The organism is Kitasatospora aureofaciens, from assembly GCF_019192735.1.
Lineage (GTDB): Bacteria > Actinomycetota > Actinomycetes > Streptomycetales > Streptomycetaceae > Kitasatospora > Kitasatospora aureofaciens_A.
The window spans coordinates 90,615-115,102 of record NZ_JAHTKP010000007.1 but is presented as its reverse complement, the minus strand read 5'-3'; the positions used below and the strand labels follow the sequence as shown (position 1 = coordinate 115,102).

The following is a 24,488-nucleotide window of genomic DNA, read 5'->3' as shown; positions in this document are numbered from 1 at the left end:
CCCTTGCGGAGCAGAGGGGGGACGCATGGCCGGTGGCGGGCCCGGAGCGGGCTACTCGATCGAGATCGAACCCGAGGTACGCGAGTGGCTGCAGCAGTGCCCGCTCCCGGAGTACCGTGCGGTCGAGCGTGCGGCGGACCGACTGGCCGAGGACGGCGAACTCCTGTCGTTCCCGCTCTCCAGCCACCTCGGCGGCGGGCTGCGGGAACTGCGGGTCGGGCCGATGCGGATCACGTACTGGCTCGCACCCGGCCGGAGGGCTGTGCTGCTGACGGTCTTCCGTAGGACTGGGAACCGCGAGACCGATCAGGTCGAGCGGGCACACCGGGCCCAGCAGGTCTGCGAGGCGGAACACCTGCCCGCCGCCGACCACGAGGTCTACGACCGGGAGGAGCAGCGATGAGCAGCGGCTACCACACCCGTTGGGTCGTACCGCCGGACCACCGGGAGACCGAGGAGTACCGGGCGGCCGGGCGGCGGATGGCGCTGGCCGAGGCCGTGAACGCCCGCCGCTCCGCCCTCGGCTGGACGCCCGCCGAGCTTGCGGAGCGGGCCGGGCTGAGCGAGGAGACGGTCGAGAGCATCGAGGAGAGCGGAGTCGATCCGACGCTGCCGCTGATCGAGCGGCTGGCCGCCGCCTTCGACTCGACGGTCCGGATCGACCCCGCCCGGGAGCCCGCCATGAGGTTCGAGGCGCACGCGGCCTGAGCGAAGCGGCACCGGTTGTCGGTGGTGGGTCGTACGGTGGACTCGTGCGACCCATCACGAGTATTGAGCGGTCAGTGGCGCCCTTCGAGGTCGTCAGTCCCTTCCAGCCCAACGGGGACCAGCCGGCGGCGATCGCCGACCTGGAGCGGCGGATCAGGGGCGGGGAGAAGGACGTCGTCCTGCTCGGCGCCACCGGCACCGGCAAGTCGGCCACCACGGCCTGGATGATCGAGAAACTGCAGCGGCCCACCCTGGTGATGGCGCCGAATAAGACGCTGGCCGCGCAGCTGGCGAACGAGTTCCGCGAGCTGCTGCCGAACAACGCGGTCGAGTACTTCGTCTCGTACTACGACTACTACCAGCCCGAGGCGTACGTCCCGCAGACGGACACCTACATCGAGAAGGACTCCTCGATCAACGAGGAGGTCGAGCGGCTGCGCCACTCGGCGACCAACTCGCTGCTCACCCGCCGGGACGTGATCGTGGTCGCCTCGGTCTCCTGCATCTACGGCCTGGGCACGCCGCAGGAGTACGTCGACCGGATGGTGCCGCTCAAGGTCGGCCAGGAGATCGACCGGGACGTGCTGCTGCGCCGCTTCGTCGACATCCAGTACGCGCGCAATGACGTCGCCTTCACCCGCGGCACCTTCCGGGTGCGCGGCGACACCATCGAGATCTTCCCGGTCTACGAGGAACTCGCGGTCCGGATCGAGATGTTCGGCGACGAGATCGAGGCGCTGTACACCCTGCACCCGCTCACCGGCGAGATCATCAGCCAGGACGAGTCGGTCTACGTCTTCCCCGCCTCGCACTACGTGGCCGGCCCGGAGCGCATGGAGAAGGCGATCACCGGCATCGAGAAGGAGCTGGAGGGGACGCTCGCCAGGCTGGAGAAGCAGGGCAAGCTCCTGGAGGCCCAGCGGCTGCGGATGCGCACCACCTACGACATCGAGATGCTGCGCCAGATCGGCACCTGCTCGGGCGTCGAGAACTACTCGATGCACTTCGACGGCCGCGAGCCCGGCTCCCCGCCGAACACCCTGCTGGACTACTTCCCGGAGGACTTCCTCCTGGTCATCGACGAGTCGCACGTCACCGTCCCGCAGATCGGCGCGATGTACGAGGGCGACGCCTCGCGCAAGCGCACCCTGGTCGAGCACGGCTTCCGGCTGCCGTCCGCGATGGACAACCGCCCGCTGAAGTGGGAGGAGTTCCTGGGGCGGATCGGCCAGACGGTGTACCTGTCGGCCACCCCGGGCCCGTACGAGCTGTCCCGCGGCGACGGCCAGGTCGAGCAGATCATCCGCCCGACCGGCCTGATCGACCCCGAGGTGATCGTCAAGCCGACCGAGGGCCAGATCGACGACCTGGTGCACGAGGTCCGCAAGCGGGTCGAGCGGGACGAACGCGTCCTGGTCACCACGCTGACCAAGAAGATGGCCGAGGACCTCACCGACTACATGCTCGGCCTGGACATCCGCGTCCGGTACCTGCACAGCGACGTGGACACGCTGCGTCGGGTGGAGCTGCTGCGCGAGCTGCGGGCCGGCAGGTACGACGTGCTGGTCGGCATCAACCTGCTCCGCGAGGGCCTCGACCTGCCCGAGGTGTCCCTGGTGGCGATCCTGGACGCGGACAAGGAGGGCTTCCTGCGCTCCGGCACCTCGCTGATCCAGACGATCGGGCGCGCCGCCCGTAACGTCTCCGGCCAGGTGCACATGTACGCGGACCGGATCACCCCCTCGATGGAGAAGGCGATCGAGGAGACCAACCGCCGCCGCGCCGTGCAGGTGGCCTACAACAAGAAGCACGGGATCGACCCGCAGCCGCTGCGGAAGAAGATCGGCGACATCCTGGACACCCTCGCCCGCGAGGACGTCGACACCGACGAGCTGCTCTCCACCGGCTACCGGGGCGCGGGGAAGGGCAAGGCCCCGGTGCCGGCCCTGGGCGCGGAGCGCAAGCCCGCCAAGTCCATGCCGGCTGCGGAGCTGGCGGAGCTGATCCAGGAGATGACCGACCGGATGCACGCGGCCGCCGCCGACCTCCAGTTCGAGGTCGCGGCGCGGCTGCGCGACGAGGTGAAGGAGCTGAAGAAGGAGCTGCGGCAGATGCGCGAGGCGGGTGTCGCCTGAGGTGACGCGCGGGTTCCGTCGGGCTTGGCCGGTTTGACACCGGTCAAGCCCGACGGTGTCTCAGCATTGCCACAAACCGGCAAACGCCGGGGAGTGGCGGGTGCCGCAGGCCCTAGGCTGGCCTGCGGCATCGTGCCCTCGGGACGGGGTGACGGGCCGGAAAGAGGGGGCCTCAGCCGGGGGACGGCGACGGGGTGTCCAGCGGAGCGCTGTGCGGTGACCGACCGCGCGGCCGGGCAGAGAGGACAACGTCGTGTCGGTGAACCTTGCCAAGGGGCAGCGGGTCAGCCTGCAGAAGGGCTCGGGCGGCACGCTGACCGTGGTCCGGATGGGGCTCGGCTGGCAGGCGGCGCCCAAGCGGGGCCTGTTCGGCAGCCGTACCCGGAAGATCGACCTGGACGCCTCGGCGCTGCTGTACGCCGAGAGGACGCCGTCCGACGTGGTGTTCTTCCAGCACCTGGAGAGCACGGACGGCTCCGTCCGGCACACCGGGGACAACCTGGAGGGCGGCTCGGGCGCGGACGACGACGAGGCGATCCTGGTGGACCTGCTGCACGTGCCGGCGCACATCACCCAGGTGGTGTTCACGGTGAGCTCGTACACCGGGCAGACCTTCGCGGAGGTGCGCAACGCGCACTGCCGGCTGGTGGACGAGACGACCGGGGTGGAGCTGGCCCGCTACGAGCTGGCCGGGGGAGGCCCGCACACCGGCCAGATCATGGCGAAGGTGTTCCGGGACGGGAACGGCGGCTGGGAGATGCAGGCGATCGGCGCGCCGGCCAAGGGGCGGACCTTCCAGGACCTGCTCCCGGCGATCGAGCCGTTCCTCTGACGATCCTTTACCTTCTTTACCTTCTTTACCTTTCTTTGCCTTCCCTGTTACTCTCGATGGCAGCGGAGGGGAGTATTCCTCGACAGCCGACCCCGTCATCACGGGTGCCCGTCCTGGCACCCCGGGGCGCTGGCCCGACGGGCGGAAGAGACCTCCGGCAGTGACGACCTGTCTCGCCTAGCTGCCGGAGGAGCAGTAGTGGACGTTTCCGTAACCACGTGGGTCACCACGATCGGTGTGCTGATCGCACTTGTCGTGGCCGATTTCTTCATCGGGGGCCGCAAGCCGCACGAGGTCTCGATCAAGGAGGCCGGGATCTGGACCGCGGTCTGGATCGTGCTGGCGCTGCTCTTCGGCGGGTTCCTCTGGGGGCACTCCGGTGCGCAGCCGGCCGGTGAGTTCTTCGCCGGCTACATCACCGAGAAGTCGCTCAGTGTCGACAACCTCTTCGTGTTCATCCTGATCATGGGCAAGTTCGCGGTGCCCAGGATCTACCAGCAGCGCGTGCTGATGTTCGGTGTGATCATCGCGCTGGTGCTGCGGGCGGTGTTCATCGCCGGCGGCGCGGCCCTGGTCGCGCAGTTCTCCTGGGTGTTCTTCATCTTCGGCGCCTTCCTGATCTGGACCGCCTGGAAGCTGATCAAGGAGGCCCGGGCCGGCGAGGAAGAGGAGGAGTTCGAGGAGAACCGCCTGCTCAAGTCGATCGAGCAGCGCTTCCCGTCGACCGACAAGTACCACGGCACGAAGCTCTTCGTCCGGGAGAACGGCCGCCGGCTGATGACCCCGATGCTGATCGTCATGCTGGCGATCGGCACCACGGACGTGCTGTTTGCGCTGGACTCGATCCCGGCCATCTTCGGCCTGACCCAGGACCCGTACATCGTCTTCACCGCGAACGCCTTCGCCCTGATGGGCCTGCGCCAGCTGTACTTCCTGATCGGCGGTCTGCTGAAGAAGCTGGTCCACCTGTCGTACGGCCTGTCGGTGATCCTCGGCTTCATCGGCGTGAAGCTGGTGCTGCACGCGGCGCACGAGGCCGGGGCGCACGTGCCGGAGATCGGCATCCCGTTCTCGCTGGGCTTCATCGTGGTCGTGCTGGCCGTCACCACCGTGACCAGCCTGATGGCCTCGAAGAAGCAGGAGCAGGCCGAGCAGGAGCCCGAGAAGCTGGACGCCTGAGCCCGTACGGCGAGGCCCCCGCGACCGGGATCGGTCGCGGGGGCCTCGCCATGTCCGGGGCAGGGCCGGCTACCAGCCGCGGCCGTGCCACTCGGGAAGGTGCGGGCGCTCGGCGCCGAGGGTGGTGTCGTTGCCGTGGCCGGGGTAGACCCACGCCTCGTCCGGGAGGACGTCGAAGATCTTCTCGTTGACGTCCCGGAAGAGGGTCTTGAACGCCTCCGCGTCGCCCCAGGTGTTGCCGACGCCGCCCGGGAAGAGGCAGTCGCCGGTGAAGACGTGGGGGTGGCCCTGCGGGTCGTCGTAGATCAGGACGATCGCGCCGGGGGTGTGGCCGACCAGGTGCCGGACAGTGAGTTCGACCTGGCCGACGCGCAGCTTGTCGCCGTCGGCAAGCAGCAGCTCGGTCGGGACGTCGATGCCCTCGGCGTCGTGCTCCCCGGCCGCCGTCCGGGCGCCGGTGGTCGCGACGACCGCGGCGAGCGCGCCCCAGTGGTCGTGGTGCCGGTGGGTGGTGACCACGGTGGCCAGCTCGTCCCCGACGGTCTCCAGCAGCACCGGGGCGTCGGCGGCCGCGTCGATCAGCAGCTGCTCGTCGGTGGCCCGGCAGCGCAGCAGGTAGGCGTTGTTGTCGTAGGGGCCGACGGCCACCTTGGTGATGATCAGGTGGGCCAGCTCGCGCACGTCCGGCGGTCCGCCGACCTTGACCGCTCCGTGGTACGTCATCCGTCCGCTCCTTGTCGTGTCGGTCCTGGGATCATCCTCGCGCCGTCAGCCCAGCGGGGGAAGCTGGGGCAGTTCGGCGTGGGGGGTGAGCCGGAGGCCGGCGCCGTCGGAGCGGCCGGAGAGCCAGGCGAGCAGCGAGCGGACGGGGCCCTCGACGGCCAGGCCGGGCTCGCCGGTGCCGATCGTGCCGCGGTCCTCGGTGTCGTCGGCGATCAGCTCGACGGCGGCCAGGTCGGTGCCGGCCAGCTTGCCGGCGAGCCGGCGGAACTCGGCGACGGCGAACTCCTCCGGCCAGTGCGCGGGGGTGTAGCCGCCGTCCAGGTCAACCAGGTGGTACTCGACCTCCATCAGGCGCTTCCAGGGGATGTCGGAGGCCGGGAAGATGTAGCCGCTGCGGTGGCGGACGTCCGCCGTCCAGGCCTCGGCGGGCAGCAGTGCGGCGGCCGCCGCGAAGCGCTCGTGGCTCGCCGCCAGATCGGCGAGCTGGACGTCCACCGGGCGGGGCGCGTCGCGCTCGATCTCCTCGTCGCGGGCCTCGTTGCTCGCGTACTGCGGGATGTCGGTGCCGGTGCGGGCGCCGTTCAGCAGGTTGACCAGGGAGTCGGCGTTGCGGGCGAGGTGGGCCAGCACATGGCCGCGGGTCCAGCCGGGGAGTGCGGAGGGCTCGGCGACGGCCTCGGGCTTCACTTCGGAGACGGTGTGCAGCAGGTGCCGGGTGCTCTCCTCGACCAGGCTCAGCCGGCTGGCGGCGAGGGCGGCGGCGGACTGCGGGTCGGTCATCGAATCTGCCTTCTGTGGGAGTCGGTGCGTTGCCCGCGGGGGGCTTCGCTCGTTGACCAGCCGACGCTACCGCCGAATCCGGCCCCTGAGCAGGGCCTTTTTCGGTCCGGGTACGGACGGTCCCGGGGTCGCCCTCACTCGTTCGGGTGGACCCCGCTGGACAAAGTCGAGATTCGAACGTCTGAGCTATAGGCTGGCTGCCGCATCCTGGAAGAAGCACACCCCACACCGCAAGCCCTCCGCCCCGGAGAAAGGCGCCAGAAGCAGTGGCCGACCGCCTCATCGTCCGCGGTGCTCGCGAGCACAACCTCAAGAACGTCTCGCTCGACCTGCCCCGCGACTCCCTCATCGTCTTCACGGGCCTCTCCGGCTCCGGCAAGTCCTCGCTCGCCTTCGACACGATCTTCGCCGAGGGCCAGCGCCGCTACGTCGAGTCGCTGTCCTCGTACGCCCGCCAGTTCCTCGGGCAGATGGACAAGCCCGACGTGGACTTCATCGAGGGCCTCTCGCCGGCCGTCTCGATCGACCAGAAGTCCACCAACCGCAACCCCCGTTCGACCGTCGGCACCATCACCGAGGTCTACGACTACCTGCGTCTGCTGTTCGCCCGGATCGGCAAGCCGCACTGCCCGCACTGCGGCCGGCCGATCGCCAAGCAGTCGCCGCAGGCGGTCGTCGACAAGGTGCTGGAGCTCGCCGAGGGCACCCGCTTCCAGGTGCTCAGCCCGGTGGTGCGCGAGCGCAAGGGCGAGTTCGTCGACCTGTTCGCCGACCTCCAGTCCAAGGGCTACTCCCGCGCCCGGGTGGACGGTGCGACGATCCAGCTCGCCGAGCCGCCGAAGCTCAAGAAGCAGGAGAAGCACACCGTCGAGGTGGTCATCGACCGCCTGACCGTCAAGGAGAGCGCCAAGCGGCGGCTCACCGACTCGGTGGAGACGGCCCTGCGGCTGTCCGGCGGCATGGTCGTGCTCGACTTCGTCGACCTCCCCGAGGACGACCCGGAGCGCGAGCGCATGTACTCCGAGCACCTCTACTGCCCGTACGACGACGTGTCGTTCGAGGAGCTGGAGCCGCGCTCGTTCTCCTTCAACTCGCCGTTCGGCGCCTGCCCGGACTGCTCGGGCCTGGGCAACCGGATGGAGGTCGACCCGGAGCTGGTCGTCCCGGACGAGGAGCGCTCGCTCGACGAGGGCGCCATCCACCCGTGGTCGGCCGGCCACGCCAAGGAGTACTTCCAGCGCTTGATCGACGCGCTCGCCGCGGAGCTGGGCTTCCGCACCGACATCCCGTGGGCCGGGCTGCCGGCCCGCGCCAAGAAGGCGCTGCTGTACGGGCACAAGCACCAGGTGGAGGTCCGCTACCGCAACCGCTTCGGGCGCGAGCGCTCGTACAGCACCGGCTTCGAGGGCGCCGTCCCGTTCATCCAGCGCCGGCACACCGAGGCGGAGAGCGACAGCAGCCGCGAGCGCTTCGAGGGCTACATGCGCGAGGTGCCCTGCCCGACCTGCGATGGCACCCGGCTCAAGCCGGTGGTGCTCGCGGTCACCGTCGAGGGCCGTTCGATCGCCGAGGTCTCGGCGATGTCGATCAGCGACTGCGCCGAGTTCCTGGGCGCGATGAAGCTCAACGACCGGGACAAGCAGATCGCCGAGCGCGTCCTCAAGGAGGTCAACGAGCGGCTGCGCTTCCTGGTCGACGTCGGCCTGGACTACCTCTCGCTCAACCGCGCGGCCGGCACCCTGTCCGGCGGCGAGGCCCAGCGCATCCGGCTGGCCACCCAGATCGGCTCCGGCCTGGTCGGCGTGCTCTACGTGCTGGACGAACCGTCCATCGGCCTGCACCAGCGGGACAACCACCGGCTGATCGAGACGCTGGTGCGGCTGCGCGACATCGGCAACACCCTGATCGTCGTCGAGCACGACGAGGACACCATCAAGACCGCGGACTGGGTGGTCGACATCGGCCCGGGCGCCGGTGAGCACGGCGGCAAGGTGGTGCACTCCGGCTCGCTGAAGGAGCTGCTCGGCAACAAGGAGTCGCTGACCGGCCAGTACCTGTCCGGCAAGAAGTCCATCCCGATCCCGGCCGCCCGCCGCGACCGGGACAAGAAGCGCCAGCTGACCGTCCACGGCGCCCGCGAGCACAACCTCAAGGACGTCACGGTCGGCTTCCCGCTCGGCACCTTCACCGCGATCACCGGCGTCTCCGGCTCCGGCAAGTCGACGCTGGTCAACGACATCCTCTACACCCACCTCGCCCGGGAGCTGAACGGCGCCCGCAGCGTTCCCGGTCGGCACACCCGGATCACCGGCACCGAGCTGGTGGACAAGGTGGTGCACGTCGACCAGTCGCCGATCGGGCGCACTCCGCGCTCCAACCCGGCCACTTACACCGGGGTGTTCGACCACGTCCGCCGGCTCTTCGCGGAGACCCAGGAGGCCAAGGTCCGCGGCTACCTGCCCGGCCGGTTCTCCTTCAACGTCAAGGGCGGGCGCTGCGAGAACTGCTCGGGCGACGGCACCATCAAGATCGAGATGAACTTCCTGCCGGACGTCTACGTGCCGTGCGAGGTCTGCCACGGCGCCCGGTACAACCGGGAGACGCTGGAGGTGCACTACAAGGGCAAGTCCATCTCCGAGGTGCTGGACATGCCGATCGAGGAGGCGCTGGGCTTCTTCGAGGCCGTCCCGCCGATCGCCCGGCACCTGCGGACGCTCAACGACGTCGGCCTCGGCTACGTCCGGCTCGGCCAGTCCGCGCCGACGCTGTCCGGCGGCGAGGCGCAGCGCGTCAAGCTCGCGTCGGAGCTGCAGAAGCGCTCCACCGGGCGGACGGTCTACGTGCTCGACGAGCCCACCACCGGCCTGCACTTCGAGGACATCAGCAAGCTGATCAAGGTGCTCAGCGGGCTGGTCGAGAAGGGCAACACGGTGATCGTCATCGAGCACAACCTCGATGTGATCAAGACCGCCGACTGGGTCGTCGACATGGGCCCCGAGGGTGGTTCCGGCGGTGGCAGTGTGGTCGCCGAGGGCACCCCGGAGCAGATCGCCGCCGTCCCGGAGAGCCACACCGGCAAGTTCCTCCGGGACATCCTCCCGGGCGACTTCGCCGACGCCCCGGTCGCTGAGGCCAAGGCCCCGGCCCGGTCGAGGGCGAAGGCCCCGGCCAAGACGGCGACGCCGCGCAAGCGGGCCGCCGCCGCGAAGAAGTAGCGCGCAGAAGCAGGCCGAAGAGGCAGCCGGACACCGCCCCGCCGCTCCCGCCCACCGGGAGCGGCGGGGCGCGTGCCGCATAGACTTTCCGACGTCCCAACGCCGCGAGCACCGCAGCCGAACCGCAGGAGCGCACCGATGTCAGAGGCCCCCGAGAGCAGCCCCGCCACCTCCCGCCGCACCCTGCTGTGCGGCGCCGCGGCCGTCCTGGCGGCCAGTGGCACCATGGCGGTCGCCGGCTGCGGTTCCACCACCTCCGGCTCCTCCGGCGAGAGCAGCGCCACCAAGGGCCCGGTGGACCTCGGCCCGGCCTCGGCGGTGCCGGAGGGCGGCGGCAAGGTCTTCCGCGAGCAGAAGATCGTCGTGACCCAGCCGACCGCGGGGCAGTTTAAGGCGTTCAGCGCCAAGTGCACGCACGCCGGCTGCGTCGTCGACCAGGTGAAGGACCAGCAGATCCAGTGCCCGTGCCACGGCAGCCGGTTCGCCGTCGCCGACGGCGCCGTGCAGGACGGCCCGGCCCCCTCCCCGCTGCCCGCCTACACCGTCACGGTCGAGGGCGGGAACCTCAAGGTCACCCCGAGCTGAAGCAGTTGATCCCCGCCCAAGTGATCTCCGACCGGTCGCCGCGGCCCCGGCCGGAGTCGGTACGGTGGAGCCATGGCTGACCCGAGCACCTACCGGCCGGCGCCGGGCGCGATCCCGACCTCGCCGGGCGTCTACAAGTTCCGTGACGCCCACGGCCGGGTCATCTACGTCGGCAAGGCCAAGAGCCTGCGGCCGCGCCTGTCGTCCTACTTCCAGGACCTGGCAGGCCTGCACCCGCGCACCGCGACCATGGTCACCACCGCCGCGTCGGTCGAGTGGACGGTGGTGGCCACCGAGGTCGAGGCGCTCCAGCTGGAGTACTCCTGGATCAAGGAGTTCGACCCGCGGTTCAACGTCAAGTACCGCGACGACAAGAGCTACCCGGAGCTCGCGGTCACCCTCAACGAGGAGTTCCCCCGGGTCCAGGTGATGCGCGGGGCGCACAAGAAGGGCGTGCGCTACTTCGGCCCGTACGGGCACGCGTGGGCGATCCGCGAGACGGTCGACCTGCTGCTGCGCGTCTTCCCCGTCCGCACCTGCTCCAACGGCGTCTTCAAGCGCGCCCGGCAGGTCGGCCGGCCCTGCCTGCTCGGCTACATCGGCAAGTGCGCGGCGCCCTGCGTCGGCAAGGTCTCGGCGGACGAACACCGGGCGCTGGCCGAGGACTTCTGCGACTTCATGGCCGGGCGCACCGGCAACTACCTGCGCCGGCTGGAAGAGCAGATGCAGGAGGCCGCCGCGGACATGGAGTACGAGAAGGCGGCCCGGCTGCGGGACGACATCGGCGCCCTCAAGCGCGCGATGGAGAAGAACGCCATCGTGCTCGCCGACGCCACCGACGCCGACCTGCTGGCCGTCGCCGAGGACGAACTGGAGGCTGCCGTCCAGATCTTCCACGTCCGCGGCGGCCGGGTCCGCGGCCAGCGCGGCTGGGTCACCGACAAGGTCGAGGACGTCGACACCGCCGGCCTCGTCGAGCACGCGCTCCAGCAGCTCTACGGCGGCGCCAACCAGGACGAGCGCAACGAGTCCGTCCCGCGCGAGGTGCTGGTGCCCGCGCTGCCCCAGCCCGACGGCCCGATCAGGGACTGGCTCAGCGGCCTCCGGGGGAGCCAGGTCGACCTGCGGATCCCGCAGCGCGGCGACAAGAAGGACCTGATGGCCACCGTGCAGCGCAACGCCCAGCAGGCGCTGGCGCTGCACAAGACCAAGCGCGCCTCCGACCTCACCACCCGCAGCCGCGCCCTCCAGGAGATCGCCGACGCGCTGGAGCTGGACTCCGTCCCGCTGCGCATCGAGTGCTTCGACATCTCCCACCTCCAGGGCGAGGACGTGGTCGCGTCGATGGTCGTCTTCGAGGACGGCCTGGCCCGCAAGAGCGAGTACCGGCGCTTCCAGATCAAGGGCTTCGAGGGCCAGGACGACGTCCGCTCGATGCACGAGGTGATCAGCCGGCGCTTCCGCCGCTACCTCCAGGAGCGCGAGCAGACCGGCGAGTGGGCCGTCCCCGAGGAGGACGACGGGAGCCCCGCCGAGGACGGGCACCGCACGGAGGACGGCCGTCCCAAGCGCTTCGCCTACCCGCCGCAGCTGCTCGTCGTCGACGGCGGCCAGCCCCAGGTCGCCGCCGCCAGGCGGGCCCTGGACGAGCTCGGCATCGACGACGTCGCCCTGTGCGGCCTCGCCAAGCGCCTGGAGGAGGTCTGGCTGCCCGGCGAGGACGACCCGGTGGTCCTGCCGCGCAGCAGCGAGGGCCTCTACCTGCTCCAGCGCGTCCGCGACGAGGCCCACCGCTTCGCGATCACGTACCAGCGCAGCAAGCGTTCCAAGCGACTCACCGCCGGGGAACTGGACTCCGTCCCGGGCCTCGGCGAGACTCGCCGCCAGGCGCTGCTCAAGCACTTCGGCTCGCTGAAGAAGCTCCGGGCCGCCACCGTCGACGAACTCTGCGCCGTACCCGGCATCGGACGCCGGACGGCGGAAACCGTTGCGGCGGCGTTGTCGTCCCGTACACCCGCCGCACCCGCGGTCAACACCGCGACCGGCGAGGTCATCGAGGACGGGGCCGACCAGGCCGCCGCGCCGGTGGCCGCAGCATCCACGACCGCACCATCCCAGGAGACGCCATGACGGCCGACGCCGCCCGTCAGCCGGCGCGCCCGGCCGCCGGCCGCCCGAGCGGGCCGGGCCGGCGCGGCCGCGCCATGCGCGTGCTCCCCAGCAGAAAGACCGAGAGCGGGGAACCGAAGTGACCGTGTCAGACGTGGCCGAGAACGCGCCGGAGCTGGTGATCATCTCCGGGATGTCCGGAGCCGGCCGCTCCACCGCCGCCAAGTGCCTGGAGGACCTCGGCTGGTTCGTGGTGGACAACCTGCCGCCGGCCCTCATCCCGACCATGGTCGACCTTGGCGCGCGCTCCCAGGGCAACGTCGCCCGGATCGGCGCCGTCGTGGACGTCCGCGGCCGCCAGTTCTTCGACGACCTGCTCACCTCGCTGGACGAGCTGGAGAAGCGCGGCGTCCGGCTCCAGGTCGTCTTCCTGGACTCCTCCGACGATGCCCTGGTCCGCCGCTTCGAGAGCGTGCGCCGCCCGCACCCGCTCCAGGCCGACGGCCGGATCGTCGACGGCATCGCCCAGGAACGCGACCTGCTGCGCGACCTGCGCGGCGAAGCCGACCTGGTGATCGACACCTCCAACCTCAACGTGCACCAACTGCGCGCCAAGCTGGACGCCCAGTTCGCCGACCACGACGAGCCCGAGCTGCGCGCCACCGTGATGTCCTTCGGCTTCAAGTACGGCCTGCCGGTCGACGCCGACCTCGTGGTGGACTGCCGCTTCCTGCCCAACCCGCACTGGGTCCCCGAGCTTCGTGCCCGCACCGGCACCGACGCCGACGTCGCCGACTACGTGTTCCAGCAGCCCGGTGCCAACGAGTTCCTGGACGGCTACGCCGAGCTGCTGCGCATCATCACCGAGGGGTACCGCAGGGAGGGGAAGCGTTACATGACGCTTGCCGTAGGCTGCACCGGTGGCAAGCACCGCAGCGTCGCGATGTCCGAGCGCCTGACCAAGCGTCTCATCGCCGACGGCGTGGAGACGGTGCTGGTCCACCGAGACATGGGACGGGAGTAACCGCCGCCTCCTTGCCGGACCGCCGGCCGGGCCGGCGGCGGGCGAAGAGGAACGCGAGGTGGGTGTGGCGGGATACGTGCCCGGGCGACAGCCGCAGCACAGGACCGGCGACCGGTCGGGGGGCCAGGCACGGACCCCGGCGCCGAGCCGGCCGCGCAGCAGCCCAGCCCGGGCCAACCCGGCCCCCCGGATCACCGCGCTCGGCGGCGGCCAGGGCCTGTCCGCCTCACTGTCCGCGCTGCGCCGGCTCACCAGCGACCTGACCGCCGTGGTCACCGTCGCCGACGACGGCGGCTCCAGCGGCCGGCTGCGCGCCGAGCTGGGCGTGCTGCCCCCGGGCGACCTGCGCAAGGCACTGGCGGCGCTGTGCGGGGACGACGACTGGGGCCGCACCTGGTCCGAGGTGATCCAGCAGCGCTTCACCGGCAGCGGCGAGCTCGGCGGCCACGCCGTCGGCAACCTGCTGATCGTCGCCCTGTGGGAGAAGCTCGGCGACCCGGTGGCCGCCCTGGACTGGGTCGGCCGGCTGCTGAACGTCCAGGGCCGGGTGCTGCCGATGTCGGCGGTGCCGCTGGACATCGAGGCGACCGTCCGCGGCCACGACCCGGCCCGCCCCGGCGAGGTGACGGCCGTCCGCGGCCAGGCCAGCGTCGCGGTCACCCCCGGCACGGTGCAGTCGATCCGGCTGCTGCCGGACGAGCCGCCCGCCGTCCCGGAGGCCGTCGCGGCCGTCCGGGAGGCGGACTGGGTGGTGCTCGGCCCCGGCTCCTGGTTCACCAGCGTGCTGCCGCACCTGCTGGTGCCGGAGCTGGCCAAGGCGCTCGTCGAGACCCGCGCCCGCCGCCTGCTCACCCTGAACCTGGCCCCCCAGCCCGGCGAGACCGAGGGCTTCACCCCGCAGCGCCACCTGGAGGTCATCGCCGACCACGCCCCCGGCCTCGCCGTGGACGCGATCCTGGTGGACGAGCGGGCCGTCACCGGCGGCGCCTTCGGCCAGGCCGACCTGGACGGACTGGAGAAGGCCGCCGAACGGATGGGCGCCGCGCTGGTGCTCGGCCGGGTTGCCCGCACCGACGGCAGCCCGCGACACGACCCGGAGCTGTTGGCGGCAGCGTACGACCGGATTTTCCGGACACATGGAAGGATCGGGCCATGGCGATGACTCCAGCGGTGAAGGACGAGATCAGCCGGCTCCCGGTCACCCGGGCCTGCTGCCGCAAGGCGGAGGTGTCGGCGATCCTGCGGTTCGCGGGCGGACTGCACATCGTGAGCGGCCGCATCGTGATCGAGGCGGAGCTCGACACCGGGGCGGCGGCGCGGCGGCTGCGCAAGGACCTCCTGGAGATCTTCGGACACTCCTCCGACCTCGTGGTGATGGCCCCCGGCGGGCTGCGGCGCGGCAGCCGCTTCGTCGTCCGGGTGGTCAAGGACGGCGAGCTGCTCGCCCGCCAGACCGGTCTCGTGGACGGACGCGGGCGTCCGATCCGAGGCCTGCCCCCGGCGGTCGTCTCCGGCGCGACCTGCGACGCCGAGGCGGCCTGGCGCGGCGCCTTCCTGGCGCACGGCTCGCTCACCGAGCCCGGCCGGTCCTCCTCGCTGGAGATCACCTGCCCCGGCTCCGAGGCCGCCCTCGCCCTGGTCGGCGCGGCCCGCCGGCTCGGCATCCCGGCCAAGGCCCGCGAGGTCCGCGGCGTGGACCGGGTGGTCATCCGCGACGGTGACGCGATCGGCGCGCTGCTGACCCGCCTCGGCGCGCACGAGTCGGTGCTCGCCTGGGAGGAGCGCCGGATGCGGCGCGAGGTCCGGGCCACCGCCAACCGCCTGGCCAACTTCGACGACGCCAACCTGCGCCGCTCGGCCCGGGCCGCGGTGGCGGCCGGCGCCCGGGTGGCCCGCGCGCTGGAGATCCTCGGCGACGAGGTGCCCGAGCACTTGGCCGCGGCCGGTCAGCTGCGGATGCAGCACAAGCAGGCCTCGCTGGAGGAGCTGGGCGCGCTCGCCGACCCGCCGCTGACCAAGGACGCGGTGGCCGGCCGGATCCGCCGCCTGCTGGCGATGGCCGACAAGCGCGCCTCCGAGCTCGGCCTGCCGAGCACCGAGGCGAATCTGACCGACGAGATGGCGCTCAACTGACGATCGCGGTCCGCGACCGAATTGCGGCCGGTGTCCGGATTCCGGGCACCGGCCGCCGGCGTGTCCGGCCGGGGTGCCGGGCGCGTCCGTCCTGCCGAAATTGGTCGAGACCACTGGCCGGGATCAACTGCCCGTACGGCCAAGGGCGGACGGCCCGGAATCGCGCCACGCCAGGTCGTGGCAGGTGGCGCGATGTGCCCTCCCAGGCCTGAGAGGGGTAGGGTCATAGGCGGTCGGGGACTTCCCAAATCTCACCCCCGTCGGCTTAGCTCCGGCGTACCTAACGAGGAGATCGGTTCGTGACGATCCGGGTAGGCATCAACGGATTCGGCCGCATCGGCCGCAACTTCTTCCGCGCGGTCAAGGCCCAGGGCGCGGACATCGAGATCGTCGGTGTCAACGACCTGACTGACACGAAGACCCTGGCTCACCTGCTCAAGTACGACACCACCCTGGGCACCTTCCCGGGCGCGGTCTCGCACACCGAGGACAGCATCACCGTCGACGGCCACACCTTCAAGGTGACGGCCGAGCGTGACCCCGCGAACCTGCCGTGGGCCGCCCTGGGCGCCGACATCGTCGTCGAGTCCACCGGCATCTTCACCAAGGCCGAGGCCGCGAAGAAGCACCTCGCCGCCGGCGCGAAGAAGGTCATCATCTCGGCGCCCGCCACCGACGAGGACGTCACCATCGTGATGGGCGTCAACGACGACAAGTACGACGCCGCCAACCACACGATCATCTCCAACGCATCCTGCACCACCAACTGCGTGGCGCCGATGGCCAAGGTGCTGAACGAGAGCTTCGGCATCGTCAAGGGTCTGATGACCACCGTCCACGCGTTCACCAACGACCAGGTGACGCTGGACTTCCCGCACAAGGACCTGCGCCGCGCCCGCGCCGCGTCGCAGAACATCATCCCGACCTCGACCGGTGCCGCCAAGGCGACCGCCCTGGTCCTGCCGGAGCTGAAGGGCAAGCTGGACGGCACCTCGCTGCGCGTCCCGGTCCCGACCGGCTCCATCACGGACCTGGTCGTCACCCTGGAGCGCGAGGTCACCAAGGACGAGGTCAACGCCGCGTTCCAGAAGGCCGCGGAGGGCCCGCTCAAGGGCATCCTGGCCTACACCGAGGACCCGATCGTCTCCTCGGACATCGTCAACGACCCGGCCTCCTGCATCTTCGACTCCCAGCTCACCATGGTCCAGGGCAACCAGGTCAAGGTGCTCGGTTGGTACGACAACGAGTGGGGCTACTCGAACCGCCTCGTCAACCTGACCACCCTTGTCGGCGGCCGGCTCTGACGCAGCGGGAGCTGACGTGATGTAGGGGCGAGGGCCCGGCTGGCGGACACTGCCACCCGGGCCCTCGCTCTGCGCATATCGCACCTTTCAGGCGGCCCCTGCGCCGTGCCGCCTCTCTGCGCATCGACCATCTCCCCAGGAGTCCGAAGAACCCGTGAAGACCATCGAAGACCTCGACGTCGCCGGCAAGCGCGTGTTCGTCCGCGCCGATCTGAACGTCCCGCTGTCGGGCGGCCAGATCACCGACGACGGCCGGATCCGCGCCGTCGCCCCGACCATCGCCAAGCTCGTCGAGCGCGGTGCCAAGGTCGTCGTCGCCTCCCACCTCGGCCGCCCGAAGGGCGAGCCCGACCCGCAGTTCTCGCTCGCGCCGGTTTCCGTCCGCCTCGGCGAGATCCTCGGCAAGCAGGTCGCCTTCGCCACCGACACCGTGGGCGAGAGCGCCCGGGCCGCCGTCGCCGCGCTGGCCGACGGCGAGGTCGCGCTGCTGGAGAACCTGCGCTTCAACACCGGCGAGACCAGCAAGGACGACGGCGAGCGCAAGGCCTTCGCCGAGCAGCTGGCCGCCCTCGCCGACCTGTACGTCGGCGACGGCTTCGGCGCCGTGCACCGCAAGCACGCCTCGGTGTTCGACCTGCCGGCCCTGCTGCCGCACGCCGTCGGCGACCTGATCGCCACCGAGGTGGGCGTGCTCAAGCGCCTCACCGAGGAGGTCGAGCGCCCCTACGTCGTCGTGCTCGGCGGCTCCAAGGTCTCCGACAAGGTCGGCGTGATCGACAACCTGCTCGGCAAGGCCGACCGCATCCTGATCGGCGGCGGCATGGCCTACACCTTCCTCGCGGCCAAGGGCCACGAGGTCGGCATCTCGCTGCTGCAGAAGGACCAGATCCCGGTCGTCCTGGACTACCTGAAGCGCGGCGAGGAGAGCGGCGTCGAGTTCGTGCTGCCGCTGGACGTCGCGGTCTCCGCGAACTTCCCCGACACCAAGACGCACGCGCCCGTCGAGGACTTCGAGATCGTCGACGCGGACAGGATCCCGGCGACGAAGGAGGGTCTGGACATCGGCCCGAAGACCCGCGAGCTGTTCGCGGCGAAGCTGGCCGACGCGAAGACGGTGTTCTGGAACGGCCCGGTGGGCGTCTTCGAGCACCCGACCTTCGCCCAGGGCACCAAGGCCGTCGCCCAGGCTCTGGTCGACAGCGACGCGTTCACCGTGGTCGGCGGCGGCGACTCCGCCGCGGCCGTCCGCATCCTGGGCTTCGACGAGACGAAGTTCGGGCACATCTCGACCGGCGGTGGCGCGAGCCTGGAGTACCTGGAGGGCAAGCAGCTCCCCGGTCTCACCGCCCTGGAAGGCTGAAAGCAATGACCGAACGTCTCCCGCTCATGGCGGGCAACTGGAAGATGAACCTCAACCACCTTGAGGCCATCCAGCACACCCAGAAGCTGACCTTCGCGCTCGCCGACAAGGACTACGAGGCCGTCGAGGTCGCCGTCCTGGTGCCGTTCACCGACCTGCGCTCGGTGCAGACCCTGGTCGACGGCGACAAGCTGAAGATCAAGTACGGCTCGCAGGACATCTCGCAGCACGACTCCGGTGCGTACACCGGTGAGGTCTCCGGCCCGATGCTGGCCAAGCTCAAGTGCACCTACGCGGTGATCGGCCACTCGGAGCGCCGCCAGTACCACGGCGAGAACGAGGAGATCGTCAACGCCAAGGTCAAGGCCGCCTACCGGGCCGGGATCACCCCGATCCTGTGCATCGGCGAGCCGCTGGAGATCCGCAAGGCCGGCACCCACGTCGAGTACACGCTGGCCCAGCTCGACGGCGCCCTCCAGGACATTCCGGCCGTCCGGGCCGAGTCCATCGTCGTCGCCTACGAGCCGGTCTGGGCGATCGGCACCGGCGAGGTGGCCACCCCGGAGGACGCGCAGGAGGTCTGCGCCGCCATCCGCCGGCGGATCGCCGAGCTGTACGACGCCGAGCTGGCCGACAAGGTCCGCGTGCTGTACGGCGGTTCGGTCAAGGCGTCGAGCGCGGCGGGCCTGATGGCCAAGCCCGACATCGACGGTGGCCTGATCGGCGGTGCCTCGCTGGACGCCGACGAGTTCGTCAAGATCGTGCGCTACCGTGAGCAGGCAGTAGGCTAACGCCGCCGCAGCAACGTAGGCTTTGGGGCCGGACCGCCGTACGCGGCCCGGCCCCTTCGCCGAAGATACGAGAGAGTTGGTCCCGTCGTGGTTCTCGGGTTCTCGATTGCCCTGATCATCTTCAGTCTGCTGATGATCCTCCTGGTGCTGCTGCACAAGGGGAAGGGCGGCGGCCTGTCCGACATGTTCGGCGGCGGCGCGATGTCGACCGGCGGCGGTTCCGCGGTGGCCGAGCGCAACCTGGACCGCATCACCATCGTGATCGGCCTGGGCTGGTTCGCCTGCATCATCGTGCTCAGCCTGCTGCTGAAGTACAAGAGCTGACGTAACCCTGACGCCCCGTCGCCCGAGCGCCTATCCTGGGACGGTCGGAGGCGGAGGCGATGGTGGCGGACCCTTAACTCCTGCTTACACTAGGACGACTTTCGCCACCGACGCGCACCGCGGAGGGTCGGCGTACCAGCACGCAGGGAGTCAGACCGTGGCAAGTGGCAACGCCATCCGTGGCAGCAGGGTCGGAGCGGGCCCGATGGGTGAGGCGGAGCGCGGCGAGTCCGCCCCCCGCAACCGGATCTCCTTCTGGTGTGCCAACAAGCACGAGACCCGCCCCAGCTTCGCGGCGGAGGCCGTCATCCCGGACACCTGGGACTGCCCGCGCTGCGGCTTCCCGGCCGGGCAGGACGAGCACAACCCGCCGGCGCCCTCGCGCAACGAGCCGTACAAGACCCACCTCGCCTACGTCCGCGAGCGGCGCACCGACGCCGACGGCGAGGCGATCCTCGCCGAGGCGCTGGCCAAGCTGCGCGGCGAGATCTGATCAGGACGCCTCTGGTCAGGACTCCGGTCAGGGCGACTCCGGTCAGGGCGACTCCGGTCAGGACGACGAGAGGGCAGGACGACGAGAGCAGGACGACGAGAAGGGCGCCACCGTCAATGACGGTGGCGCCCTTCCTCATTGGGTGACTCAGGCCGAGGCCGGCGGGTACAGCTGCGGCGGGATCCGCTCCGCGGCGGCCCGGTCCAGCAGCCACAGGGTGCGCCTGCGGCCGTACGCGCCCGACGCGGGCGCCTGGAGCTCGCCGGGGCCGGACAGGGCCAGCGCGACCGCGCCCGCCTTGTCCTCGCCCGCCGCCAGCAGCCAGACCTCGCGCGCCGCCCGGATCGCCGGGAGGGTGAGCGAGATCCGGGTCGGCGGGGGCTTGGGGGCCCCGCGCACGCCGACCACGGTCAGCTCGGTCTCCCGCACGCCCGGGTGTTCCGGGAAGAGCGAGGCGACGTGGGTGTCGGGGCCGACGCCGAGCAGCAGCACGTCGAAGGCCGGGACGCCGAGCCGGTCGCCCGGCCCGGCCGCCTTCGCCAGCTCCTCCGCGTAGCGGGCGGCGGCGGCGTCCACGTCCGAACCGTCCACGCCGTCCGAGGCGGGCATCTCGTGCACCCGCGCCGGGTCGAGCGGGACGGCGTCCAGCAGCTCGGCGCGGGCCTGGACGGCGTTGCGCTCCCCGTCCGCGGCGGGCAGGAAGCGCTCGTCGCCCCACCACAGGTCCAGCCGCGCCCAGTCGACCGCGTCGCGCGCCGGGGAGGCGCCGATCGCGGCCAGCAGGGCGTTGCCGTTGCGGCCGCCGGTGAGCACCACCGAGGCGGTGCCGCGGGTGGCCTGGGCGTCCACGATCCGGGTGATCAGCCGGGCCGCGGCCGCCTGGGCCATCAGCTCCTTGTCGCGGTGGACGACGAGCTGCGGGATGGCGTTGGTCATGCGCCTTCCTTGGCGGTGCGCTTGGTGGCCTTCTTCGCGGCGGGCTTCGCCTCCGCGCTCTCGGCCGTCACCCGGGCCGGGTTGGCCACGGCCGCGTCGGCGACCGTCTGGGCGACCCGCTCCGCCGCCGCCGTCTCGGCGCCGGCGGGCTCGCGCAGCCGCTCCACGGGCGTGCGCACGGCCGCCGCGTAGATGTCGTCCGGGTCGAGCCGGCGCAGCTCCTCGGCGATCAGCTCCGAGGTCTCGCGCCGCTTGAGTGCCACCTGGCGATCCGGCGAGCCGGGCATGGAGAGCGTGCCCATCAGGCCGTCCGGGCGGTCCAGGGTGATGTCGCCGTCCTTGGTGCACAGGTGCACCGCGGTGATGCCGGGGCCGCCGGTGACGACCCGCTCGACCGGGACGTGGAGGCGGTTGTGCAGCCAGAGGCCGAGCAACTCCACGCTGGGGTTGTACGACTCGCCCTCGACCACCGCGGAGGTGATCTTGGACGGGCGCTGGTCCAGCGCGGCGGCCAGCATCGAGCGCCAGCCGGTGATCCGGGTCCAGGCCAGGTCGGTGTCGCCCGGGGTGTAGCTCTGGGCCCGCTGGGCGAGCTGGCCGACCGGGGACTCGGCGGTCACCGCGTCGGTGATCCGGCGCTGGGCGATCGAGCCCAGCGGGTCCTGCGCCGGGTGCAGCGGCGCGTTGTCCGGCCACCAGACGACGACGGGGGCGTCCGGCAGCAGCAGCGGCAGGACGACCGACTGGGCGTGCGCGGCGAGTTCGCCGTGCATGCGCAGGATGACCGTTTCACCGGAGCCGGCGTCCGTGCCGACCAGGATCTCGGCGTCCAGCCGGGTCTCGGCGCGGGCCCGGGGCGAGCGCCCGGCGCGCTTGATCACCGCGAGGGTGCGCGACGGGTGCTCGCGGGAGGCGTCGTTGGCGGCCTTGAGGGCGTCGTACGCGCTGCCCTCGTCGGTCACGATCACCAGGGTGAGCACCATGCCGGCCGCGGTGGAACCGCTCGCCCGCCGCGACTCCATGAGTGCGGCGTTGATCTTGCTCGACGTCGTGTTGGTGAGGTCGATCTTCATGGCCGGCGCCAGCTCCTGCCGTCTCGTGCAAGCATCTCGTCCGCCTCGACGGGACCCCAGGTCCCTGCCGGGTACTGGGCGGGCTTGCCGTGGGTGTCCCAGTACTTCTCGATCGGGTCGAGGATCTGCCAGGAGAGCTCGACCTCCTGGTGACGCGGGAACAGGTTGGCGTCGCCGAGCAGCACGTCGAGGATGAGCCGCTCGTACGCCTCCGGGCTGGACTCGGTGAAGGACTCGCCGTAGGCGAAGTCCATCGTGACGTCCCGGACCTCGAAGGAGGTGCCCGGCACCTTGGAGCCGAACCGCACCGTCACGCCCTCGTCCGGCTGGACCCGGATGACCAGGGCGTTCTGCCCCAGCTCCTCGGTCGCGTAGGAGTCGAACGGCAGGTACGGGGCGCGCTGGAAGACCACCGCGATCTCGGTGACCCGGCGGCCCAGCCGCTTGCCGGTGCGCAGGTAGAACGGGACGCCCGCCCAGCGGCGGTTGTTGATCTCCAGCTTGATGGCCGCGTAGGTGTCGGTCTTGGACTCGGGGTTGATGCCGTCCTCGTCCAGGTAGCCGACCACCTCCTCGCCGCCCTGCCAGCCGGAGGCGTACTGGGCGCGCACGGTGTGCTTGCCGAGGTCGGCCGGGAGCTTGACGGCGCTGAGCACCTTGAGCTTCTCGGCCACCAGCGCCTTCGGGTGGAAGGACGCCGGCTCCTCGATGGCGGTGAGCGCCATCAGCTGGAGCAGGTGGTTCTGGATGACGTCACGGGCCGAGCCGATGCCGTCGTAGTAGCCGGCCCGGCCGCCGATGCCGATGTCCTCGGCCATGGTGATCTGCACGTGGTCGACGTAGGACCGGTTCCAGATCGGCTCGAACATCTGGTTGGCGAAGCGCAGCGCCAGGATGTTCTGGACGGTCTCCTTGCCCAGGTAGTGGTCGATCCGGAAGACCTCGTCCCGGGGGAAGACCTCGTGGACGACCTTGTTCAGCTCCTGGGCGCTCTCCAGGTCGTGGCCGAACGGCTTCTCGATGACCGCGCGGCGCCAGGAGCCCTGCGGCGGGTCGGCCAGGCCGTGCTTCTTGAGCTGCTGGACGACGGTCGGGAAGAACTTCGGCGGGACGGACAGGTAGAAGGCGAAGTTGCCGCTGGTGCCCTGGGCCTTGTCCAGCTCCTCGATGGTCTGGCGCAGCTTGTCGAAGGCGTCGTCGTCGTCGAAGGTGCCCTGGACGAAGCGCATGCCCTTGGCGAGCTGCTGCCAGACCTCCTCCCGGAACGGGGTCCGGGCGTGGTCCTTGACCGCGTCGTGGACCTCCTTGGCGAAGTCCTCGTCCTCCCACTCGCGGCGGGCGAAGCCGACGAGCGAGAAGCCCGGCGGCAGCAGGCCGCGGTTGGCCAGGTCGTAGATCGCCGGCATCAACTTCTTGCGGGACAGGTCGCCGGTGACTCCGAAGATGACCAGACCGGACGGCCCCGCGATGCGCGGGAGCCGTCGGTCGGCCGGGTCACGAAGCGGGTTGACGGGCGCCGGCGGGAGATCGTCCGACTCCGGCGTCAACTCGGGGAAATCAGTGCTCACTTGATGGGCTCCGCTTTCGTGCGCTGGCTGTGTGAGCGAGGTGTCACTTCTCGGCGGCGAAGGAGGCCAGCGAGGCGGTGACGGTGTCGAGCAGCTCGGTCCAGGACTGCTCGAACTTCTCCACGCCTTCGTCCTCCAGGACCTGGACCACGTCGTCGTAGTCCACGCCGGCGGCGGCGATGGCGTCCATCACGGCCTTGGCGTCGGCGTAGTTGGGGACGATGGTGCCGCCGGTGACCACACCATGGTCGGCGGTGGCGTCCAGGGTGGCCTCGGGCATGGTGTTGACGGTGCCGGGGGCGACCAGCTCGGTGACGTACAGGGTGTCCGGCAGGGCCGGGTCCTTGACGCCGGTGGAGGCCCAGAGCGGACGCTGCGGCTTGGCGCCGGCCGCCTCCAGTGCCTTCCAGCGGGCGCTGCCCGCGGTCTTGCCGTCGACGCTGCCGAAGACCTCCTCGTACGCCTGGTAGGCGAGGCGGGCGTTGGCGAGGGCGGCCTTGGAACGCAGGTTCTTGGCGTCGCCGCCGATCTTGTCGAGGCGCTTGTCGATCTCGGTGTCCACGCGGGAGACGAAGAAGGAGGCGACCGACTCGATCTGGGAGAGGTCCAGGCCCTTGGCCTTGGCGGACTCCAGGCCGGTCAGGTAGGCGTCCATGACGCCCTTGTAGCGGTCCAGCGAGAAGATCAGCGTGACGTTGACGCTGATGCCCTTGCCGATGACCTCGCTGATCGCGGGCAGGCCGGCCTTGGTGGCGGGGATCTTGATGAAGACGTTCGGGCGGTCGACCAGCCACCACAGCTGCTTGGCCTCGGCCACGGTGGCGGCGGTCTCGTGGGCCAGGCGCGGGTCGACCTCGATGGAGACCCGGCCGTCGCGGCCGTTGGAGGCGTCGTAGACCGGGCGCAGCACGTCGGCCGCGTCGCGCACGTCCGAGGTGGTGATCATGCGGATCGCCTCGTCGGTGGTGACCTTGCGGACGGCGAGGTCGCGCAGCTGGCCGTCGTAGGAGCTGTCGCCGCCGCCGATGGCCTTCTGGAAGATGGTCGGGTTGGTGGTGACACCCACCACGTGCTTGTTCTGCACCAGCTCGGCCAGGTTGCCGGAGTTCAGCCGCGTGCGGCTGAGGTCGTCCAGCCAGATCGCAACGCCTTCGTCGCTGAGGCGCTTCAGTGCGTCAGTCATGGTGCTTCAGTCCTTTTTCTGCTGTCTGCGTGG

General features: G+C 70.8%; 22 protein-coding genes. 16 read left to right on the top strand and 6 right to left on the bottom strand.

Going from position 1 to position 24,488, the window contains the following annotated elements:
• Nucleotides 1-25 precede the first annotated feature (25 nt).
• The 5 genes from KV557_RS10445 to KV557_RS10425 all read left to right on the top strand — a co-directional run bounded on the left by KV557_RS10445 (nucleotide 26) and on the right by KV557_RS10425 (nucleotide 4,854).
• Nucleotides 26-403 (top strand): type II toxin-antitoxin system RelE/ParE family toxin, encoded by a 378-nt coding sequence (locus KV557_RS10445; RefSeq protein ID WP_218199533.1) that lies wholly within the window; start codon nucleotides 26-28, stop codon nucleotides 401-403.
• A complete protein-coding gene (locus KV557_RS10440) occupies nucleotides 400-708 on the top strand; it encodes a helix-turn-helix domain-containing protein (protein ID WP_218199532.1) in 309 nt (102 codons plus the stop codon). Before KV557_RS10445 ends, KV557_RS10440 begins: the two co-directional genes overlap by 4 nt.
• A gap of 44 nt (nucleotides 709-752) precedes the next feature.
• Entirely contained in the window at nucleotides 753-2,843 is a 2,091-nt protein-coding gene (gene uvrB, locus KV557_RS10435; RefSeq protein WP_218199531.1) for an excinuclease ABC subunit UvrB, read from the top strand.
• Between the two features lie 253 nt (nucleotides 2,844-3,096).
• Nucleotides 3,097-3,675, top strand: a complete 579-nt coding sequence (locus KV557_RS10430; RefSeq protein WP_218199530.1) for a TerD family protein — start codon at nucleotides 3,097-3,099, stop codon at nucleotides 3,673-3,675.
• 198 nt (nucleotides 3,676-3,873) lie between these two features.
• Nucleotides 3,874-4,854, top strand: coding sequence for a TerC family protein (locus tag KV557_RS10425; protein WP_218199529.1), 981 nt, complete (start codon nucleotides 3,874-3,876; stop codon nucleotides 4,852-4,854).
• Between the two features lie 69 nt (nucleotides 4,855-4,923).
• Here KV557_RS10425 and KV557_RS10420 read toward each other — a convergent pair whose 3' ends face one another.
• Nucleotides 4,924-5,577 (bottom strand): MBL fold metallo-hydrolase, encoded by a 654-nt coding sequence (locus tag KV557_RS10420; protein ID WP_218199528.1) that lies wholly within the window; start codon nucleotides 5,575-5,577, stop codon nucleotides 4,924-4,926.
• Nucleotides 5,578-5,622: 45 nt separating this feature from the next.
• Nucleotides 5,623-6,357 carry a maleylpyruvate isomerase family mycothiol-dependent enzyme gene (locus KV557_RS10415; RefSeq protein ID WP_218199527.1) on the bottom strand — a complete coding sequence of 245 codons (735 nt, stop codon included), beginning with the start codon at nucleotides 6,355-6,357 and terminating at the stop codon, nucleotides 5,623-5,625.
• A 266-nt stretch (nucleotides 6,358-6,623) separates the two neighbouring features.
• Between KV557_RS10415 and uvrA the strand changes: the two genes are divergently transcribed.
• From uvrA to KV557_RS10360, 11 genes are all read left to right on the top strand, one after another.
• Nucleotides 6,624-9,572: an excinuclease ABC subunit UvrA gene (gene uvrA / locus KV557_RS10410; RefSeq protein ID WP_218199526.1), complete on the top strand. Its 2,949-nt coding sequence runs from the start codon at nucleotides 6,624-6,626 to the stop codon at nucleotides 9,570-9,572.
• Between the two features lie 138 nt (nucleotides 9,573-9,710).
• Complete coding sequence (locus KV557_RS10405) at nucleotides 9,711-10,157, top strand: Rieske (2Fe-2S) protein (RefSeq protein WP_218199525.1); 447 nt, start codon at nucleotides 9,711-9,713, stop codon at nucleotides 10,155-10,157.
• A 72-nt stretch (nucleotides 10,158-10,229) separates the two neighbouring features.
• Nucleotides 10,230-12,287 carry an excinuclease ABC subunit UvrC gene (gene uvrC, locus KV557_RS10400; protein WP_218199524.1) on the top strand — a complete coding sequence of 686 codons (2,058 nt, stop codon included), beginning with the start codon at nucleotides 10,230-10,232 and terminating at the stop codon, nucleotides 12,285-12,287.
• Nucleotides 12,288-12,405: 118 nt separating this feature from the next.
• A complete protein-coding gene (gene rapZ, locus KV557_RS10395) occupies nucleotides 12,406-13,290 on the top strand; it encodes an RNase adapter RapZ (protein ID WP_308129834.1) in 885 nt (294 codons plus the stop codon).
• Between the two features lie 64 nt (nucleotides 13,291-13,354).
• The gene (locus tag KV557_RS10390) at nucleotides 13,355-14,452 is read left to right on the top strand and encodes a gluconeogenesis factor YvcK family protein (RefSeq protein ID WP_218199636.1); all 1,098 of its coding nucleotides are present in this window, start codon (nucleotides 13,355-13,357) and stop codon (nucleotides 14,450-14,452) included.
• A complete protein-coding gene (whiA, locus tag KV557_RS10385) occupies nucleotides 14,443-15,423 on the top strand; it encodes a DNA-binding protein WhiA (protein ID WP_218199523.1) in 981 nt (326 codons plus the stop codon). The genes KV557_RS10390 and whiA overlap by 10 nt, the downstream gene beginning before the upstream one ends.
• Nucleotides 15,424-15,722: 299 nt before the next feature.
• Nucleotides 15,723-16,727, top strand: coding sequence for a type I glyceraldehyde-3-phosphate dehydrogenase (gene gap, locus KV557_RS10380; protein ID WP_218199522.1), 1,005 nt, complete (start codon nucleotides 15,723-15,725; stop codon nucleotides 16,725-16,727).
• Nucleotides 16,728-16,881: 154 nt separating this feature from the next.
• Nucleotides 16,882-18,087, top strand: coding sequence for a phosphoglycerate kinase (locus tag KV557_RS10375; RefSeq protein WP_218199521.1), 1,206 nt, complete (start codon nucleotides 16,882-16,884; stop codon nucleotides 18,085-18,087).
• Nucleotides 18,088-18,092: 5 nt separating this feature from the next.
• Nucleotides 18,093-18,878: a triose-phosphate isomerase gene (gene tpiA / locus KV557_RS10370; protein WP_218199520.1), complete on the top strand. Its 786-nt coding sequence runs from the start codon at nucleotides 18,093-18,095 to the stop codon at nucleotides 18,876-18,878.
• Between the two features lie 87 nt (nucleotides 18,879-18,965).
• A complete protein-coding gene (secG, locus tag KV557_RS10365; protein ID WP_218199519.1) occupies nucleotides 18,966-19,202 on the top strand; it encodes a preprotein translocase subunit SecG in 237 nt (78 codons plus the stop codon).
• A 157-nt stretch (nucleotides 19,203-19,359) separates the two neighbouring features.
• On the top strand, nucleotides 19,360-19,695 hold the full coding sequence (locus KV557_RS10360) for an RNA polymerase-binding protein RbpA (protein ID WP_035841977.1): 336 nt from the start codon (nucleotides 19,360-19,362) through the stop codon (nucleotides 19,693-19,695).
• A gap of 147 nt (nucleotides 19,696-19,842) precedes the next feature.
• On the opposite strand, the gene pgl is transcribed toward KV557_RS10360, so the two are convergent.
• From pgl to tal, 4 genes are all read right to left on the bottom strand, one after another.
• The gene (gene pgl / locus KV557_RS10355) at nucleotides 19,843-20,631 is read right to left on the bottom strand and encodes a 6-phosphogluconolactonase (RefSeq protein ID WP_218199518.1); all 789 of its coding nucleotides are present in this window, start codon (nucleotides 20,629-20,631) and stop codon (nucleotides 19,843-19,845) included.
• The gene (gene opcA, locus KV557_RS10350) at nucleotides 20,628-21,704 is read right to left on the bottom strand and encodes a glucose-6-phosphate dehydrogenase assembly protein OpcA (protein WP_218199517.1); all 1,077 of its coding nucleotides are present in this window, start codon (nucleotides 21,702-21,704) and stop codon (nucleotides 20,628-20,630) included. The genes pgl and opcA overlap by 4 nt, the downstream gene beginning before the upstream one ends.
• The gene (gene zwf, locus KV557_RS10345; protein ID WP_218199635.1) at nucleotides 21,701-23,251 is read right to left on the bottom strand and encodes a glucose-6-phosphate dehydrogenase; all 1,551 of its coding nucleotides are present in this window, start codon (nucleotides 23,249-23,251) and stop codon (nucleotides 21,701-21,703) included. The genes opcA and zwf overlap by 4 nt, the downstream gene beginning before the upstream one ends.
• A gap of 64 nt (nucleotides 23,252-23,315) precedes the next feature.
• Nucleotides 23,316-24,455, bottom strand: a complete 1,140-nt coding sequence (gene tal / locus KV557_RS10340; RefSeq protein ID WP_218199516.1) for a transaldolase — start codon at nucleotides 24,453-24,455, stop codon at nucleotides 23,316-23,318.
• Between the last annotated feature and the right edge of the window lie 33 nt (nucleotides 24,456-24,488).